An 18,839-nucleotide genomic window follows, 5' to 3' on the forward strand; every position below is an offset into this window, starting at 1 on the left:
TTTGTGATTCTATTCGTTTTATGACTTTACTCTTCTTCGTCGTATTGTTGGAAGAGGAAGTCATTGTACGGAAAACGGGTGATATGTATTTGTTTAACCCGTTCGTATAACAATGCTTTTAAAGCATCTATATTGGTACGTTCCTTGGCGGAGATGAAGATACAATTGTCCTGTAATTTGTTCATCCAGGTACGTTTCAACTCGTCCAGGTCAATATTTTCGCGTGTCCGAGGGGTGAGGTCGTCTTCGTCTTTCGGTACAAATGTGAAAGCATCTACTTTGTTGAAAACCATGATCATCGGCTTCTCTGTCTTGTCGATCTCTGCCAAGGTCTTGTTTACCACTTCGATCTGTTCTTCGAAAGTCGGGTGGGAGATATCCACTACATGTATGAGTAAATCGGCCTCACGCACTTCGTCGAGGGTCGATTTGAACGACTCGACTAGTTCGGTTGGTAGTTTGCGGATAAAACCGACCGTGTCTGACAACAGGAACGGAAGGTTTTCGACAATCACCTTTCTGACGGTTGTGTCGAGTGTGGCGAACAATTTGTTTTCAGCAAATACATCGCTCTTGCTCAACTGATTCATCAATGTGGATTTACCTACGTTGGTATATCCGACCAATGCCACGCGGACCATCTTGCCGCGGTTCTTCCGTTGAACACTTTTCTGTTTGTCGATCTCTATCAAGTCACGCTTCAGCTTGGATATTTTATCCAGGATGATACGTTTGTCGGTTTCGAGCTGGGTTTCACCCGGTCCGCGCATGCCGACACCACCCCGTTGACGTTCGAGGTGAGTCCACAAACGTGTTAGACGGGGCAGCATGTATTTGTACTGAGCCAGTTCCACCTGTGTTTTAGCATTGGCGGTCTGTGCACGATGGGCAAATATATCGAGGATCAGGCTGGTACGATCGAGTATTTTTACCTGAAGTTCCTTTTCTATGTTACGAAGCTGTTTGGGAGACAGTTCGTCGTCGAAAATAACCAATCCGATTTCGTTTTCGATGACGTATTCTTTTATCTCCTGAAGTTTTCCGGTTCCGACAAAAGTAACGGGGTTCGGATAGTCCAGTTTCTGATAAAACTGTTTAACGGCTTCGGCTCCGGCCGTATCGGCAAGAAATGCCAATTCGTCCAGATATTCTTTTACCTTCTGTTCGTTTTGCTCGGGGGTAATCAAACCAACGAGCACCGCTTTTTCTGTGAGCGCTTCTGATATGATAAATTCTTTCATGCGACAAAGATAATCATTTCAATTATTTCTTTATATTTGCGAACAGAATAACGATCAAAATAGTTTAGCTATGAAAGAGAAACATTTACGTATGTTTCGGCGCATCTTTGCCGGAACTGTAATTCTTGCAATTTTAGTGCCTGTCCGGGCACAAGTGTCTAATCCGTCTACGTGGTCCGATTTTGTGAAGGGAAGCGGGAATATGTTGGTTGTCGATACGTTTCGTATGCAGACGTTTTCGGGGTCGGATATTGATAATTGGAATTATACGGTTGGGAGTGGAACTGCTGTGGTGAATAATAAGTTAAAGATCCCCTTGAAAGGATGTGTCTCTTTTGAGCCTTATTCATTAGAAAGCTTCCAGAGAGTATCTGCTTTTATTACGTTTACTGTTAAGGATATTGTTTCCGGTGAAAAACTATTAGTGGAACTTGATAATAAGGGTGGAAAAAGGGAAGGGACGGTCTATCCTAATGGAGAGCCACCGGCATTGTCCGTTCGGTTTGGAAATAACCCTTATCGCCTGGATTTCTCAACATCTGCGCCTGCTGCTAAAACAAAGAATGGTTATTTCCTTATTGATAGTATTTTTGCTAGGGATACGATTCCCCAATATTCTTATTTTTCCGGTCAAGGTGACTGGTATGACAAGACTTGTTGGTCGCATCTTCCGCCTTTACGCCATCGGAGTGCATTGATTTCCGGAATGGCAACAATTAATTCTGTTGTAAAATGCCAAACAGCATCCCTTGGTGATGGTGGTAGTCTAAGGATTGTAAAAAACGGCCATTTTATCGTAGATACTCTCTTTCTACATAGTACTGGCAATTTACCGACAAGCATTGATATTCCACTTACAACCTCTGATTTTTCACTGGCGGTACAAGGCGAACTGTCTGTGAAAGAGAATATAACCCTTCAGTATACTTTTCCTGAAAAAGGTAAATGGTATTTTCTCTCTTTTCCCTTTGATATTTACCAGAAAGGTATTGATAGCCGTTTTCAATTAAAGGATGAGCATTTTGTCGGTAGCGGCAACTACTTATATGTACAAACTTATAATGGTGACAAACGAGCCTCCACTCAAAATCCAACCGGAAATTGGGAAGTCTTCTCTCTTTCTGCTTCTTCGGGTAATCTTCTTATTTTTGAAAAAGGGAAAGGCTATCTGGTCGCATTGGATGTAGCCGCCTCTAATAACACATTGACTTTTTCTGTCGAGGCTAAAAAACTTCCTGTCGGTTTCGGGAAGATCGCTTCTATTCCTGTTAATATAGTCTCATCCACAGATGTAAACAACGATAATAGCGGTTGGTATCTTTGTGGTAACCCGTTACTTGCTCCGTTGAAACTCTCTCAAATAGAATCTACCTCTTCTCTCGATGGAAACATTTATGTATATGATGGAAAGAATTATAAACCTTATGCAATAGGGAGCGATTATGCACTTCCTCCTCTTGCGGCTTTCTTCGTTAAAGCGACCTCCGCTACAGAACTGATTATTACGAGTGAATCGTCTGCGACAAATGCGGTATTGCTGAAATCCGGTTTTCCTTTGTATTCCGACTTATCGGAGCCGATAGATGTTAAAACTCAACAGGTTCAGGTGAATAAGAAGACTGGAGGAGGTATATTGAAGGGTAATACACTTTATCTGAACGATCTACCATCTGCAGGAAAGCTGAAAGTGATCGATGTTGCCGGACGTCTCGTTTATTCTTGTCCGGTGCCGTATGGTTCCTCTGTTCAATCATTACCTTTACGGCCCGGTTTATATATCCTGCTTATTGATGCGGGTGGTTATCGCACCCAACACAAGTGTGTTCTGACCCAATGAAAGCAAAAACTATCTTGTATCTTTGCCTGTTGAAAATAACAAAGAAGAAATATCCTTATGAAGAAGATTAATATTACAACCGGTGTTTTGCTGGTCTACCTGATTGTGATGAGTGTATGGGGGTGGCCCGGAAAGCAGCCTGATCCGGATTGGGTACAGTATTTCTCTGTGATGGGAGTATCTGTATTCGTTATCCTCCTATTGCGTTTTCTGCAGATCAAGCGGATGAAGATGCGTGACAAATGGCGGGAAGAAAATGAGAAAAAGTGATTTCAAATTCTTCCGAATGTAATTTGGATTTTTTCCGAGAGAATTTATTTTTTCTCCCGGAAGGAACATTTGTCCATAAAAAACTTATCGAAATTTAATAGGCGCTCCTATAGTTAGACAGAGTTTGTCAGAACGACGCGATGGGAGTGAAGGTTGAAATGTAGAATACATAAGGCCCATGTAAATAGTTTGGCTTTTGTGTTGATTTTGTCTCTGTGTATTTGTTAGACTTTTCAACAAAGTTATCAACAGGTTAATTTGCTGGAATTATATATATTAGCAATTTTATGAGTAGAATATGAACAGAAGGATATAACTTGTGGTGAATAACTTTTGTAAGTTATAAAAAGAAAAACAGCCTCAGAATAAATCTGAAGCTGTTTTCTTGGTGATCCGCCTGGGATTCTCCCAAGAGAGTTACCACGCTGATATTTAAAACTTTATATTTCTTGCTTCAAGCATATCCCATGAATTATCCCACTAATTTTCTACGTGCTTTTGCGGTAGTTTGCTCATGGAGAATACTAAGGACAAAGATAAACCTTTTCTTCTTATTTGCAAAATTTAGAATTTTACTTTAATTACCACTAAAAGATAATTTCTGAAATATTTCTGTTGAGGACATAAAAAAAATAGCAATAGGTTGATTAGTTAATGTTATTTTTATATTTTTGTATGATGATGAAGTAATGAGTACAGTATGGCTAAAATAGTATGTATACGTCTTATTACTATAACACTAAAACGGTTGCAATAAAATTGAAATAAATACATGAAGACTGTGGTGTTTTGAAATTTGATTATTTTAATAATGTCTTGTGTTTATAAACAAGTTGATACTATATTAATATCGGCATACTTATGAGAACACTTTACTTGTCCAATAAAGGTTGTATTGGTATATTTGTATATTACTCAATACTATTTATCATTTCAGTTAGCCTTGTCATTATATATTTTTATCAAGGGGTGATAAATGATAGTGATGTATACATATATGCTCCATTGAGTGGGTTGTTTGGAACTTGCATATATTATATTCGAAAGTTATATAAAGATTGCTTTTTAGATGATAAAATATCAACAGATAAGCAGTTTTTGAAACAATCGGCAACAATGATTTATTTCGTTACAAGACCTTTTTTTGCTGTCGCATTCTCTTTTATTGTTGTAATTGCATTAAAAGCAGGTTTTAAAATTGTGGCAACACCTCAAAGTGATTTGAACCCTCTGAATTTTATTTATGCATGTATCTTTATTTCGTTTTTTTGTGGGTTTAGAGTTGGGACATTAATCACCAAATTTGAAAATTTTGAAATTACAAAATAATGACAGAAGAAGAATTTAAAATTCAAGAACTTGAAGAGCTTGCAAAATTAGTATTACAAGCTAAAAAGACTGCACGTCCTAGGCGACCAATTGTAATTGAATTTTGCGGAACCCCTAAAGCTGGTAAATCATCATGTGTTTCTTCGTTGAATTTATTTTTGAAAAGAAATGGGTTTAAAACAAAGGTTTTATCAGAGAGGGCAAGTATATGCCCTATACAAGATAAATACAATCCATCTTTTAATTTGTGGAATTTTTTTTCATCAAGTGCTGAATTATTGGAAAACTTTGTGGAAAAATCTAAAGAAATAGATGTGATATTATGTGATAGAAGTGTTTTTGATAGCTTATGTTGGTTTCAATGGTTTCAACAATATGATCATATTAATGATGACGATTTTACTGTTATAGAGACATTTCTAACAATGAATAGATTTAGGTCTATGTTTGATCTTATCTATATATTCAAAACGTCATCAAAAGTCGCTTTAGATAGAGAATATGCAAATCTATTGACAAGGAAGACGGGATCAATTATGAATGATCATGTATTATCAGAATATAATACATGCTTAGATATAGCTAAACGAAAGTATGAGGAAAAATTTCGATGTATCCGAGAAATAAATACAGACAATCTAAATCAGAATGCTGTAAGTTACGAAGTTACAAAAGATGTACTTACTAGTTTGTATGAATTGGTTATAGAAAAGGTTGCATACATTGATCGTGATAGTATTTCAAAATATGAAAATAAAAATTATTGGTTTGAGAAATCATTTATTTCTAATCTAGATGTAAAATTTGACTATAGGGATCAAGTAGAGGAAAACTCTAAACTAGTCCAACCCTTACCCATTATTGTATTAACAAATAAAAGAAAAAGTGAAATATTAGTAGCTAAAAAGAAATCTAAGTCATTGAGTAAAAACTCTCCTGAAAAAGATAACTTACTAGCTTATTTTGGCGGACACATTCGCATTGAAGACATGGTTAGTAATGATTTTAACAAAACCATATTTAATGCACTTAGCCGAGAAATCCAGGAAGAGTTAGGTCTTTCACTTAATATTGCTTCAAGCAATAAAGAGCCTTTATTTATTTGGCTTAAAGATAATGAAAGAAGTGAGAAGCATTTAGCTATATGTTATTTATACCAAGCTGACTTTACCCATCATAAAATAAAACTTGATGAATATGAATTTATTCAGAAAACAGGTACGAGTGAAAGTGGTAGAATAATAAATCTGAGAGATATCGACCTTGACAAATTCGAAAAATGGTCTAAAATTATTTTATATGAGTTGCTTAATATAAGGGGGGGGCAATTAAGCTTATTTGAACGAACTCCTATTTTTAATAAAAATTTGGATACAAATCATTTTGAAATTCTAGAAGAAAATAAGAGTAAACTTGTTGATAACTACTACATTTATATAACACCTGAGGAGTTGGATAAAATTAAATTAAGCGATTTTGTTTATATGTTTAGAAAACATTATTGCAACAGAGAAAAAAGCAATATATATATAATAGACGACAGAGATATATATCCATTGATAAAAAAATACCCGCTAGTGGGCGAAGAATATCTTTGTGTAGCTGATCATTTTGTAGCAATGTCTTCATTTGATATTCCTGATATTATTTCGATGTATCCTTATCAAGACTTTTACTATAAAGAACTTGGAGGAAAAGAAATAAAAGATAATATTTGACATTTTGTTTTTTTATAAGTATTCGGGTATTTCCGAATACTTATAAATTATTGATTGGCATTTGTTTGTATTATTATGTTATTCATTTTATTACAGCTCTTCACGGTAGTATACTTTATAATATTTCCCTTTTTCATCTCTCCCTTGCTCTATTAGATTACTATCACCATGTATATATATATCGAAATTGTTATCTAATTTAATAATACTTCTTAATGCCTTTGTTCCTTTTTTGACCGCACTGTCAGAAATGGAAAAGTTATTTGAAATATCTAATTCATGCTCTTGTTTGTAATCAGCTACGAAGTTATTAAAACTATTGATAATCTCCTTCTTTCCAATCACCTCATGGGTAAATTCATTAATATCAAAATCAGATTTTTCTTTAAAGAACTTTATTGATTTATTAATCAAATCAGCTTGATCTACTTTTGAGAGTTCAAACTGTTGAGGTATCTCTTTTTTTATGAAATTTTTATAGATTGACAAAATATTTTGCGTATCATAATATTCATCTTGGCGAGGATGTATGTGCAAAAAATCTTCTATCCAATATCGCGCTTCTACACCTCTATTTACATTATCTACTATAGATACCACAAAACCTTTCTCTTTTTCGATATTAAAAATGAGGCATCCTTTGTCGAGCTTATTTATATTAATACCTTGCAGACTTTCAATATTAAATCCATCTTTGGAAGAAGATACTTTCAGGAAAGTATCTTTGTTTTCTGATTTAAATAAGCCAATCACATCAACTTCTTTATTATCTAAAATGCAATTCTTCATATATGCCATATAGAATTCACCTCCTTTAATTTTAGGGTGAGAACTTTGTTCATAAAGATGTTTAGTGATATTTATAGACTGTTCGTAAAAAGAGTTTGGATTCTCAAACGCCTTAGATATATAAACATAGACTTCATTCATTGTTAGTTCAGATGAATGAAAAAAATTATAATATTCGTTAGATTTGAAAGGAGCTGTAAAATATCTAAGTAAAGAAATACGAGTTTCCGGGTTTTCTATATTTAAAATAGAACGAGAAAACTGTATATTTTCACTCTCATATTTCGAACCTACTTTATGTAATATAAGTTTGTCTATGTTGCAATTAATAATGTCTATCATAACTTTAACACCATAAATTTTGTACTATTTCTAATTCATCTTCATCAAAGAAACTATCCCAATTATCAGTAATTGAAAAAGGATATTTTTCTAAACCATACCAGATAATAAATATTTCAGGCTGAGTTAATAGTGGAATCTCCGCATATCGTGAACGGTTATCATTAAATATGTGCTGTATTTTAGCATCATTATTTATAATGAACAGTTCTATATTTTCGTTTATTTCATTTTTTTCATTTTCCGTGAAAAAACTCATTAATATAGTAAGATTATTAATAGATATTTCTCTATCGAAATCTGTTTCAGCATATTTGTATAATTTTCCTTCTAATCGTCTTAGTAAATTGTAAATCAAATCATCATTTTTCCCTTTCAGATAATCATTTACTTTTGTAAATTCTTCATCGGCAAGCTCATATAATGATAACAAGCGATAGATTCGATGCTTCATTTCATCTGGTAATTCAATATCTTGCTTATAATATAGAATATGTGCAGAGTTAGCCCAAGCATGTTGGTTCATTGTTCTCACTTGAATCTCAAAAATGAAATCTTTGTCAAATGCAATTATTTCTTCTTTTACAGAAACATCATAATGATTTGACTGATAATCTAATTTATTAAAGTCGATCTTTTCCTTTTTCTTCTCTTCTTTTCTGATAATGAAATTTTCCTTTAAAAAAGAATCTACTATATCTAAGTCAGAGGTAAACGGACATATTATTCTGATACCTAATTTATCTCTTAAGTCATTATATCCATACTCTTTAGTTTTCTGTTTTTTTTGAATCTTTTTTATAAGGCTCTGAATTTCCTTTGTTCTGTATGAAATTTCCGGATGCAATTCTTTAGTAAATAATCCTTTCCTTAAAAAAGAAGATACTTCTGCCCCCAATTTATTTAATTTGGGTTCATCTTCATTCCATTGTTCTGATATTTGAACAACATCAAGCATTATTTTACTTTTTTAATTTTAGATTTTATTTCAGCCCTACATTCTCCTGTTTGTTCATCTTTGCTAAAAGACACCTTATCTTCAAAGCTGCCATTAGCACCTAAAATTGAGATTCCATTTTCAAATTCCATAATAATTTTATTTATATGTGAATTAATTAATGTATTATCTTTAGTGTAGTTTGTGAACTCAAAGCTCTGACTCTGCAAATATTCCCGATACTGATTCTTATGTTGCGTTGATGCCATATAATCTTCAGCAAATTCTCTTGGGCTTATAGTTGCCTGAATTTTTCGTAGATATGAGTTTAAGTCTTGAATATATTGAGAACGTATTATTTCATCTGGAATTGTGTCTAAAAACTTTCGAGTCAATTCATAAAATCTTTTTGTTGATATTTTGGGATCAGAATAAGGTACACATCCCATGAAATCAAGAAAAAATGTATTTATTTCTTTTTTATTTTTAGGGTTTATTTGATAATCCATTAACCGACCGTCATAATCTGTTCCTGCCGAAATACGATTGATAAATATTGCTACCTTAAATATCTTGGTTTTTTTTGTAAGCATTAAATCCTGAACTTCTTCAACATTGAAGGTTTTTGTGTCTTCATTTAATACAAGTTGAGCTCCATTATCTCTTTCGAGTTTCAGAATAACACAAATTGATAATTCTGCAATATGACCTTTAACTATTAATAAAATTCCAGCAGCGTTGTTACCCTTTTGATAATTATAAAGGTTTGTGGCTATATCTTTTGATTGATCAACAAAACTGCTATCAGAATTAATTATAGAATTAACACATATTGGAACAGAAGATGATGTTTCTTCTTTGAAACAAACATTAAACGACTGATCACTATTCAGGGCTGCCTTAATCTTATCTTGAAAAAAGATACGTAATCCGTCGGTTATTGTACTCTCATTTTCACTATGATTAGGACCACTACTGAAATCTCCCTTTTTATGTTTGGGAACATCATGGATAATTAAGTTGTCTATTACAAGCAATGAATAATCTATTCTAGGCATAGTATTTAAATTAAAGTTGTTTTTAGATATTGAGTAAACAGTTTTATGGTATATACTTATACTGAAACATTTAACACTTCTACATCAATGATTTGTGTCTTGTAGTTCTTTATAAGGTGCAAATCATTGATGCGTTTTGCAAATATATTATTTTGTATTTAATTTGATTGTAGAATTGTCTCTTAATTGTAGAGAACTTATGTTTTTTCTCGTCATGAGTAGGTTTATGTAAATTGAAATTGTATTTATTGGCTGCAACTAGATATGGAGAGCATTATTTTTAACTGATTACTACTACAGTATGAGAAATTAGGAAGGTTATAGCCTACGTCCTTTCTTTTTTTTCTTTTTTGGCTTATGTAATTGTTCTTCAGAAATATTTGGATTTGATGGAAAATTTGCTATCAATGAAAAAATAGAGTTCCGAAAATGATAATCTTCCTTATTGCTATATCTATGGTTTGAAATATGGCTATCTTTTTCTATATCAGGTTGTTTATTCATATAGGAAGATCGAGCACTTATTGCATCATTTTCAGTATTAATAGAAAGCAAGTTTTCTTGATTGCTATCTTGGTTGATTTCTTGTTTTCTCTCAATGGATTGGATTTCTTGTTTTTGTTGTTTAAATTGTTCAGATATAGTCCCATTCTTTATTGTGTTGTGGTAATTAAATGATTCTGTTTGCTGGCGTTCGTAACAGAACAGTTTGTCAAATCCTTGTTCTACTTGCTGGAACAAGTTCGCGCGGTCGAAGCCCCCTTTGATTATTCCGCTCTTAGTATTCTTATGATTAGTTAGCGGTGACAGCTTCTTTTTATTGGTTTGGTCTTTCCGGCTCACAATCAAATGACAGTGCATATTCAACTCGTTATCGGAACGGCTACGATCGAAATGTATCTTACCGTAAAACTTTATGTCCGAAGCGGCTAGTTCTTTGTTGAAGTTCTTGGCATATTCAGGAATGAATACTTCCCTGATATATCGTTTCATCGCTTCTTCTTTCTCCTGTTCAGTGTTCCCCATTGCCCGAAGTTCGTTTTCCGATGGGCTGACATGGATAGCGAAAAACTTAGCATCCGTTTTCAGGAGTTGCCCGATATTGGTATCTATATCCTTTATCACTTTTGATTTATAGATATTATCCTCTGTCAAATTGAAAAAGCCATCAGTATAAATGCCTTTCTCCATTCGTTCTAAATCTTCATGCTCTAAGTAATTAGCTAGTTGTCGGCTACTACCAGCATTATTATATGTGCCGTTCGATGGCGGGGCAAAGTCTATGTACATAATCCTATGTACTTATCAAATTGATAATTTCAGCTTTCAGGTTATCTTTCTTTTTGCTATCCATCACACCGCAAGCAGAAAGTTCCGAATAGAGTTGTATCAAGTGAAGTAGTTTTTTATAATCCCGTTGGTGTATCTGATAGAGTGCGTTAATCTGTTTGGACTGGTTGTTTATCACATCGGCATGATTACAGAATTGTTCGCTTAACTTTTTCAGTACGGCTGTGTGCTTCTCCTGACTAGTTTCCAGTTGAGAGAGAATAAGAGTCTCCAAAGTTTTACCGATAGCATCGAAACGCAAAGCAATAGAATTTGTAGCCCGTATCATGGGATTCAGTTGTTCTTCCTCATAGTGACGGATAAAGCGGATAATATCATCCTGTCTCTTATTTATTTTCGCCAGTTCCGATTTTACCGATTCAGGGGCTTCGGATGGGTTGATATGTGCCCTGTCTATATATCCGAACGCCAACTTTACAACTTCACTCTTTTTCAGTGAATAGCGTTTGCATATCTTTTCTACCAAAGCTGCCGTTTCCTTGTCTATGGAAATGGTAGTGAATATCGTTTTCCGGCTGTTATTTGGCATAGTAATTACTTTTTTATAGAAATATGAATAGATAAATACCTGATAATAAGCATTGAAAGGAAAATACTTATTACAGGTGTCATTACAGCGTGTTCTTGTAACACGCTAAAGCCGAAGGCTTTGCCTCGCAGAGCAAGAGGGAAGAACAGGACTTGTCCAGTTCCCTCTTGCTCGATTTAGCGAAACGGGCTGAACCGATAGGTGAGGCAGTTTGTGCTAAATCGGGGTGGTGGCACAGAGGAATAGCCTGAACACAGGCTTCTTTCCTCTGCTACTTTTTGCTATCAGGGCTGGTTTGCTAACTGATTGGCTTTTTCAAACTGTTTGTAGGTTTGAGAATCAGCATATTCACGGACAAAAGCCCGAATATCGCTGGCTCTATAATATGTTTTCCGTCCAATGGTAAAGTAGGGAAGTACACCTTTTGCCCGATAGCGTTGTAGGGTTCTGAAAGATGCTTTCAACAGAAAGGCTAAGTCTTGATTATCCAACAGCCTTTCGTTTTCATCGAATACAGTATCGGTATTGATAAGAGATTTCAAGTCTTGTCCGATCTCGGTGAGTTTTTTGGATAGCTTCTCCATCCACTTCTCGAAGTTTTCGTTGTCTATATACATTTTGCTTCAATTTTAAGTTCAACATTATTATTCTCAATCGATTGATGAAGCAAAGTTCGGAAGAACAATGCAAATAAGTTAGGGGAGTAGATATACTACACCCCTAACAATTATTGATAAGTGTCTGATTTATAGATAGCCTTTCTTTTCACTTTCTTCGATAATGGCTTTGCGAAGTAAATCCAAAAACTCCGTGCGTTTATTGGCTTTCCGGCAAATTACATTCTCGTGCTTTTTATGAATGTCCCCCAACTTGATGTTGAAAAGCCATTCAAAGGTTCTACCAATTTCCGTTAGTGGTGATTCTTTTCCAGTATAAGTAACTACTCTTTTCGTAAGAAATAATCCACTAACCAGTTCCATGATTTTAACGAGATAGGTTTCATCTGTTAGATACAATGGTGAGGATGGCAAGTTGTTATTTCGGTTCTGAAACGAACTTGGATATTGGATTTTCAGATTGAACAGTTCTAGTTCTGAATTGACAATAGCCAGTGTCTTTTGTAAGAAAAGCTTTTTAAGCGCATTTTTCCCCCTGTCCGTAAAGAGGTGCTGTTTCAAGTGAAGCTATCTCAATACGGGTAGCTACAAGAATCCGATAAGTAGTTGAATAGTCATTTTTATTACTCACAGTTCTAATTTGTTCAACAAATTCACCATAGGCATCTCGCATTTCTTCATTAGTAACTTCCTGTGAGGCTTTAGACAATAGTCCAAATATCCTCATTTGTAATAAATCATTCATAAGCATTAAATTAGTCGTTTATACATTATATATTGACGCTGATTTGTAGTTGCGAATGATTTTAGTGCTATCATACTCTTTCTGATAAGAGTTTAAAAATATATTTTCCAACTTATGCTTGGAACAATAGGCGCATAGCGTTTCTTCTCAATAGCGTTTGTTGCAATATTGTATGCGTATCCTGTCTGTTTGAAACCATTGGCATTTAGAATCATAAATGAGAACTCATGAGCTGTTTTTTTCTTATTAACCCGAAGACGGAGAGTTAAATCTGTAGTAAATGAATTGGGTAGTTTTAAACTGTACGCATGTGCTTCATCTTCTTTGATTCCATGTTCTATTTGTGACTTTTCGTTGTCGATTGGAGTATAACGATAGCCACCTTGATATGTTAAGCGTATATTGGCACTGAATACTTTATTCTTATTTTTGCCAAATATCCACTCTTTTCCAACTAAGCCATTTGTGATAAAGCGTTGATCCATTCTCGTATTTCTCCAAACATTGTCTCCTCCCATATACTCGGATTTAAATAGTGATCCTGTAAGTAAAGCATACCAGCCATTTCTCAAATAACGCTCTAATGTAATATCAAGTCCATAGTTACGCCCTTTTCCATTATTAATGAGCATTTTGTCTAGTCCGTAGCCATTGTAATTTAAAATGGAGAATGAAGAGTTTGGTTCTACTGGTATTGAGTACAAATATTGAAAGTACGGTTCTATTTTCAGATAAAGATTATCTGTTATCCTATTTCCATAGGATAGCGAAAAATGATGTGCTTTACTAAAATCCAGATCTTTATTAACTAGCTTATTTCCTGTTTTAGCGGTTTGAACATAGTAATAATCTAATCGACTGCGTGTACTATTGAGACCATACGCAAAAGATAGTGTTTGATTTTTTTGTAGTTTCCACTTTATGCTAAAACGTGGTTCTAAAGTCCAATGATTGTTTAAACCAAAATACTGTCCAGTTAAACCAATACTGGCATCTATGTTTTTATGAAGGCTAAAAACAGAACTAGTGAATGCCGAGAATGTAAAATCGGTATGATTTCCATCTGCTATTTGGTTCATAGGCTTATACAAACCAAAATCATCACTTATGTTAAAATCAAGATCATAGCTCATCCGAGTGATTGTAAACCCAGTACGATTAAAATGTCTTTTGCTTATTTTGCTGTGTAGATAAGAGTTTAGAATTATATCTGTATTGCTGTTTTTCATATCTGCCATCCGATGAAAAAACATTTTATCGTCTGCTTGATCAATTATAGCATGAACTTTTGTATAAGTTGTAGCTAAAGATGTTTTAATGTACGAATTTTGTCTACAATATATTTTATGCCCAATTCCAAACATTCCTTTAGTAAATGTATTATCTGATTTTTGCTTATCAGATGTATATTCCCAATTCTCTGGGTTTTCTTCATTTTTCTGCAAAACGTTGTCCAATAATCCCAGCCCCCATACTGTAAAATTTCCAGCTTTCTTTGTAGGGAAATTGAATTTAAAAGCTAAGTCTTGATAATTAAGCCCCTCATCAGTTCCACTAATAGCATCCGATAGCCCAGAGAAAGAGTATCTATAGTTAAATAAATAGGAACTATTATTCTTTTTACTAATAGGACCTTCTGAGGCTAAATCAAGTCCCCAAACACCTAGTTGAAAAGCATGTTCGTAATTTTGGCTATTTCCCGTTCGCATGGACATATCAAATATACCTGCTAGTGCGTTATTGTACTCTGCGGAGAAAGCACCATTGAAGAAATCTGAGTTTCCCAATACATTAGAACTCAACCCACTTAATAAACCTCCTCCTAATCCTGTCATATCTGCATAATGTGTAGGATTAGATATTTCTACACCTTCCATACGCCATTGAGAATATTGTGGAGAGTTTCCTCTTACTACAAGAGCATTTGTGTTTATTCCTCCTGCTACTCCGGCAAAAGAGGAGACCAAACGTGCAGGATCATCAAAGCCACCAGCAAAACGACTTGCTTCTTCAGTTGTTAAAACTCGTCCTCCAGTTAATGCCATTGGATTTAATGCCACTTCCTTATTTGTATTGGGGCGTATTACTACTTCGGATAATAAATGTATATTCTCTTTAAGGGAAATATTCAAAACGACTTCCTTAGCTGAAGTGACTACCAATTCATTAATGGCATGAGGCTCATACCCTAAGCAACTTGTTTTAATATTGTACCTGCCTATTGAAACGTTCTTTATAGTGAAATGCCCAAGACTATCGCTGACGGCTGTTAATTCAGGATTATCGACAACACCAATAAAGGCAGAGTACACTGGTTGTCCAGATATGGCATCAATAATGCTTCCTTTTATTACTTGTGTGACCTTTTTTGTCTTTATAGTTTGCTTCTCTATCGACATAGGGTAAATGAGGATGTGATACCCCTTTATCTTATAGGCATGCTTAGTTTCTTTTAAAGCTATTTTCAATACAGTATTTATATCTGTATCCTTTAAAGAAAGAGAGATTCTTTTACTTAAATTTAAAGCCGATTGTTCATAGGCTATACTGTATGTCGTTTGCTTCTCTATTTGTTCAAAAAGAGCTTTTAATGAGATACTTTTATCTTGTATCGTTATCTTATTTTCTTTACTTTGAGCAATAACCATGTATGGAAGAAATGCAAATAATAGAATTATAGCAATCTTATATAATTGATTGTTACTGATAAATTGATTCATTTTTTATATATTTGTATGTTGATTATTCATTTAACTTCACGGTTTGATGATATTTGACTTTTCAGAACTGGGTTGAGGGTCTCAAGCTGCTTCCCAGTTCTTTTTTTATTCATAGGCAAAACGTTCTTAATGTATTATTACTTTGTCATTTTTTACTTCATAAGTAAACCCAACTATATCTCCTAGTATTTTAAGCACCTCATTTTGATTTTCTCCTTTTAAGAATTTCACAGTGTATAATTTGGAAGCATAGGTGCTATCTCTATATTCGATTGCTATATTAAACTTCCTTTCTAGTGTCCGTGCTATTTCTGCAAATGAAACATTTATGAATATCAGATTACCTGTAATCCAATTAGTAGTCTCTGCTGCTGGAATTTCTATAATTTCTATTTTAGAGGTGCTTCTATTATAAGTTAGCTGCTCATTGGGCTTTAGTACCCTAGAATCTTTTGAAGGAGTACTTACTTCCACCTTTCCACTTGTCAAAGTGGTTGTAATATTTTTGTCAGTTGAGTATGATTTTACATTGAATTTTGTACCTAGCACTTTTACAGATAGTTGATTCGTTTGTACGATAAACGGTTTTGAGGAATCTTTTTTGACAGCAAAGTAAGCTTCCCCATCTAGTTGTACAACTCTTTCTTTAGGGGAGAAAGTTTTGAGATATTTCACTGTTGTTCCTGCGTTAATCCATATCTCAGAACTATCGGGTAGTAATATTTGCTTTGTTTCACCATGTGCAGTAGATATTTCAATCAAACGATTTTGATTAGATGTATAGTATAAATATCCACCAATGATGAAGAATAATGGAATAAGTGCTGCTGCAATACGAGCAGTTCTAGAAAAGAATGGTGTTTTCAAATATCCAATCTTTCTGTTAGTGCGTTTTAAGGCTGAGTATGTATCTGAGTTAGCTTCTATATCTAGTTCATTCCAATATTCAAAAGAAGCTTTTTCTTTTTCAGCACTACCATTTTCCTGTATTATCCATTTTTGAATTCGCTCCTCCATCTCAGGCGAGAATCGATTGGATAAGTATTCTCTAATTATTCTGCTTGTATTCTTTTTCTCCATTTTGTTGCATTTTACTATATATACAAGCAAGTGGTAAGAATCTCAGTGAAAAGATAGCTGTTTTTTTGAAAAATTAGATGATAGAGATGAAAAAGAAAGAAATGACTTTTCTTATATCCTTTAAAGCAAGGCTTAGTTGGCTTTCGACATTTCTTTTGGTAGTATTTAATTTCGTTGATATTTCTTCATTGCTCAATCCGTCTTTACGGCTCAACTGGTAAATTTTTCTTCGCTGATTAGGCATTTTCTCAACAACATCATCTATCAGTAAACCTAACTCTTTCGCTATTAGATTTTCTTCAGAGGTAGGTGTTGTACATTCCGAATTTATTAAGCTATGCACATAAGCATCGTGTACATACTTATGCTTTAAAAAGTTGAGAGCAGCATTTCTGGCAATTGTATGTAGGAAAGATTCAAAGGATTTGCCAGTATCAATAGATTGACGATTAAACCAAATATTAGCAAATATATCTTCTGCCAGTTCCTCTGCATCTATTTCGGATTTTATATAATTGAAAATGAACGTCTTTATTTTATTGTAGTAAGTAATGAATATAATCTCAAACGCCTTGTGGTTACCTGACCTCAAGGCTTCAATTGTTTTTATATCAATACTTCGGTTCATCTTGTCGAGTTTCTATTCAGCATAGCAAAAGAAGCAATTATTTATTTCTCAATGATGTTCTTTGAGAAATTTTAAGTAGGTGAGAAGCTTATTATTCTTTTTTATCATGTTGCTATGGTTGGAAGTATGACGATTAAATCAATTGTGTAAACACAGGAAGCTGTAATACATTAGATTCGGAACTTTTCTATTGTTGCGTTCTATGCCACTAACAACCTGTTGATGCGACTCTCGGACAGTTTTGAAAACGGCTCTTGATTCTTCTTTCATTTGCCGATGAAAATAGAATCAACACGTTTTATAAACCATTAAAAATTAAATGTATGGAAGTAGTAACCATCGAAAAAAGAACATTCTCGTATGTCTGCGAGAGGTTCACCAAGTTTGCCAAACGAATAGAAAGTTTGTGTAGCACTCATACCCGGAAAGTAGAAAACTGGCTGGATAGTCAAGAAGTATGTCTGTTATTAGGCTTTAGCAAACGAACGCTGCAATATTACAGAAGTAGCGGGCGACTGGCTTATTCTCAAATCGGTAGCAAGATTTATTATAAGTCTTCCGATATTGAAAGAATTATTGCAGACAGTGAAACACAGAATCAATCACCCAAACAAATCACGCTTTATGAAAAGAACTAAAGAAGATTACCCGTCCTTCAACCTGTTTTCCATTGTCGGCACATGGGAAAGTATAAATCTGAATCCTACGGTTATCATCTACCGGAACGATAAAAATTATCTTCTTTCTATTATATATGTATCGGAAACCACCATGCAGGCTTCACCCGCTACTTATGAGATACAGCAAGATGGTAGCCAGTATTTTATTGCCACTGCATCCAAACGGCTCTATGTGGATTATGATTCGGCAAAAGATGTACTTAGCATTTCATCACTGGGTGACTATCTGCGCAACTAACTAGCTATCTAGTAATCTTGAAATCAATATTTCAATAAATCAATCTTTCGATCATGGAACTAATAAACAAAGATACCCCACAAGTCAGAGAATTTATTTCTTCGCTCGATTCAATGCTGAATGGTATTGAATCTATTGTACAACACTATAAGCCCCACCTGAACGGGGAACGCTTTCTTTCCAATCATGAGGTTTCTAAGAAACTCAATGTCAGTTTACGAACTCTACAAGAATGGAGAGATACGGGATTAATTCCCTTCATCCAGATAAAAGGTAAAATCATCTATCGGCAAAGTGATATTGATAAGCTATTGCAAAAGCACTACTTTGAAAGCTGGAAGGAATAACCTGCCACCCTCGAAAACATTGTTTTTCGGAATTTAATTTGAATCATTGACTTTTCCAGTGAAGTATTTAGTCTGTGCAAGTCTTTAGATAAAAATACGCTCGAATGTAAATGAGAGGAAGATTTTTATCTAAACCGAAGGCTTGGACTTGAACAGGCTAAATACGGAACTTTCCTTTGTCAATGCTTCATATTGAGTTCTAGAAAACTTACTTTAAAAGAAAAGGATTGAGAAAATGAAATTCATTATTCCCAATCGACACTGTCCATAAAATTGTGTAAATGAAAAACTACAGGTATTGTTACTTGTAGTTTTTTTTATTTATTAAATTTGAAAAATGTAAATTTTATGGAGATTCCCAAAGAATTATTGAGCAAGGAGTTC

At 34.3% G+C, this 18,839-nt stretch carries 19 protein-coding genes; 7 read left to right on the forward strand and 12 right to left on the reverse strand.

All coding sequences use genetic code 11. From position 1 onward, the window contains the following. Positions 1-26: 26 nt before the first annotated feature. Complete coding sequence (hflX, locus tag M1P97_RS20465; protein WP_195373206.1) at positions 27-1,241, reverse strand: GTPase HflX; 1,215 nt, start codon at positions 1,239-1,241, stop codon at positions 27-29. Between the two features lie 70 nt (positions 1,242-1,311). On the opposite strand from hflX, the gene M1P97_RS20470 reads away from it, so the two are divergent. The 4 genes from M1P97_RS20470 (at position 1,312) to M1P97_RS20485 (ending at position 6,395) form a co-directional block, all read left to right on the forward strand. Further along, a complete protein-coding gene (locus M1P97_RS20470; RefSeq protein WP_249390054.1) occupies positions 1,312-3,078 on the forward strand; it encodes a T9SS type A sorting domain-containing protein in 1,767 nt (588 codons plus the stop codon). 57 nt (positions 3,079-3,135) lie between these two features. Beyond that, the gene (locus M1P97_RS20475) at positions 3,136-3,348 is read left to right on the forward strand and encodes a hypothetical protein (RefSeq protein ID WP_195373208.1); all 213 of its coding nucleotides are present in this window, start codon (positions 3,136-3,138) and stop codon (positions 3,346-3,348) included. Between the two features lie 861 nt (positions 3,349-4,209). After that, complete coding sequence (locus M1P97_RS20480; protein WP_117692435.1) at positions 4,210-4,677, forward strand: hypothetical protein; 468 nt, start codon at positions 4,210-4,212, stop codon at positions 4,675-4,677. Then, positions 4,677-6,395: a hypothetical protein gene (locus M1P97_RS20485; RefSeq protein ID WP_249390055.1), complete on the forward strand. Its 1,719-nt coding sequence runs from the start codon at positions 4,677-4,679 to the stop codon at positions 6,393-6,395. The genes M1P97_RS20480 and M1P97_RS20485 overlap by 1 nt, the downstream gene beginning before the upstream one ends. Before the next feature lie 90 nt (positions 6,396-6,485). On the opposite strand, the gene M1P97_RS20490 is transcribed toward M1P97_RS20485, so the two are convergent. The 11 genes from M1P97_RS20490 to M1P97_RS20540 all read right to left on the reverse strand — a co-directional run bounded on the left by M1P97_RS20490 (position 6,486) and on the right by M1P97_RS20540 (position 17,190). Continuing rightward, positions 6,486-7,526, reverse strand: a complete 1,041-nt coding sequence (locus tag M1P97_RS20490) for a nucleoid-associated protein (RefSeq protein ID WP_249390056.1) — start codon at positions 7,524-7,526, stop codon at positions 6,486-6,488. 4 nt (positions 7,527-7,530) lie between these two features. Further along, positions 7,531-8,484 carry a GTP pyrophosphokinase gene (locus tag M1P97_RS20495; RefSeq protein WP_249390057.1) on the reverse strand — a complete coding sequence of 318 codons (954 nt, stop codon included), beginning with the start codon at positions 8,482-8,484 and terminating at the stop codon, positions 7,531-7,533. Further along, positions 8,484-9,521 carry a nucleoid-associated protein gene (locus M1P97_RS20500; RefSeq protein WP_249390058.1) on the reverse strand — a complete coding sequence of 346 codons (1,038 nt, stop codon included), beginning with the start codon at positions 9,519-9,521 and terminating at the stop codon, positions 8,484-8,486. The genes M1P97_RS20495 and M1P97_RS20500 overlap by 1 nt, the downstream gene beginning before the upstream one ends. Before the next feature lie 318 nt (positions 9,522-9,839). Continuing rightward, positions 9,840-10,811: a DUF5712 family protein gene (locus M1P97_RS20505; protein ID WP_249390059.1), complete on the reverse strand. Its 972-nt coding sequence runs from the start codon at positions 10,809-10,811 to the stop codon at positions 9,840-9,842. A gap of 4 nt (positions 10,812-10,815) precedes the next feature. Then, a complete protein-coding gene (locus tag M1P97_RS20510; RefSeq protein ID WP_249390060.1) occupies positions 10,816-11,400 on the reverse strand; it encodes a BfmA/BtgA family mobilization protein in 585 nt (194 codons plus the stop codon). A gap of 284 nt (positions 11,401-11,684) precedes the next feature. Beyond that, positions 11,685-12,017, reverse strand: coding sequence for a helix-turn-helix domain-containing protein (locus M1P97_RS20515; RefSeq protein ID WP_005679707.1), 333 nt, complete (start codon positions 12,015-12,017; stop codon positions 11,685-11,687). Positions 12,018-12,146: 129 nt separating this feature from the next. Next, on the reverse strand, positions 12,147-12,512 hold the full coding sequence (locus M1P97_RS20520; RefSeq protein WP_394803935.1) for an RteC domain-containing protein: 366 nt from the start codon (positions 12,510-12,512) through the stop codon (positions 12,147-12,149). A 22-nt stretch (positions 12,513-12,534) separates the two neighbouring features. After that, positions 12,535-12,762 (reverse strand): hypothetical protein, encoded by a 228-nt coding sequence (locus M1P97_RS20525; RefSeq protein ID WP_195373219.1) that lies wholly within the window; start codon positions 12,760-12,762, stop codon positions 12,535-12,537. Positions 12,763-12,854: 92 nt separating this feature from the next. Next, positions 12,855-15,482, reverse strand: a complete 2,628-nt coding sequence (locus M1P97_RS20530; RefSeq protein ID WP_249390062.1) for a TonB-dependent receptor — start codon at positions 15,480-15,482, stop codon at positions 12,855-12,857. Between the two features lie 126 nt (positions 15,483-15,608). Continuing rightward, on the reverse strand, positions 15,609-16,562 hold the full coding sequence (locus M1P97_RS20535) for a FecR family protein (RefSeq protein WP_249390063.1): 954 nt from the start codon (positions 16,560-16,562) through the stop codon (positions 15,609-15,611). Positions 16,563-16,635: 73 nt separating this feature from the next. Next, entirely contained in the window at positions 16,636-17,190 is a 555-nt protein-coding gene (locus M1P97_RS20540) for an RNA polymerase sigma-70 factor (RefSeq protein WP_249390064.1), read from the reverse strand. Positions 17,191-17,513: 323 nt separating this feature from the next. Between M1P97_RS20540 and M1P97_RS20545 the strand changes: the two genes are divergently transcribed. From M1P97_RS20545 to M1P97_RS20555, 3 genes are read left to right on the forward strand one after another with little or no spacing between them, the layout of a single operon-like run. Beyond that, complete coding sequence (locus tag M1P97_RS20545) at positions 17,514-17,828, forward strand: helix-turn-helix domain-containing protein (RefSeq protein WP_249390065.1); 315 nt, start codon at positions 17,514-17,516, stop codon at positions 17,826-17,828. After that, positions 17,815-18,108, forward strand: coding sequence for a DUF3876 domain-containing protein (locus tag M1P97_RS20550; RefSeq protein ID WP_249390066.1), 294 nt, complete (start codon positions 17,815-17,817; stop codon positions 18,106-18,108). The genes M1P97_RS20545 and M1P97_RS20550 overlap by 14 nt, the downstream gene beginning before the upstream one ends. Positions 18,109-18,161: 53 nt before the next feature. After that, positions 18,162-18,455, forward strand: coding sequence for a helix-turn-helix domain-containing protein (locus M1P97_RS20555; RefSeq protein ID WP_249390067.1), 294 nt, complete (start codon positions 18,162-18,164; stop codon positions 18,453-18,455). Positions 18,456-18,839: the final 384 nt, after the last annotated feature.

The organism is Parabacteroides leei (genome assembly GCF_023369805.1).
GTDB lineage: Bacteria > Bacteroidota > Bacteroidia > Bacteroidales > Tannerellaceae > Parabacteroides > Parabacteroides leei.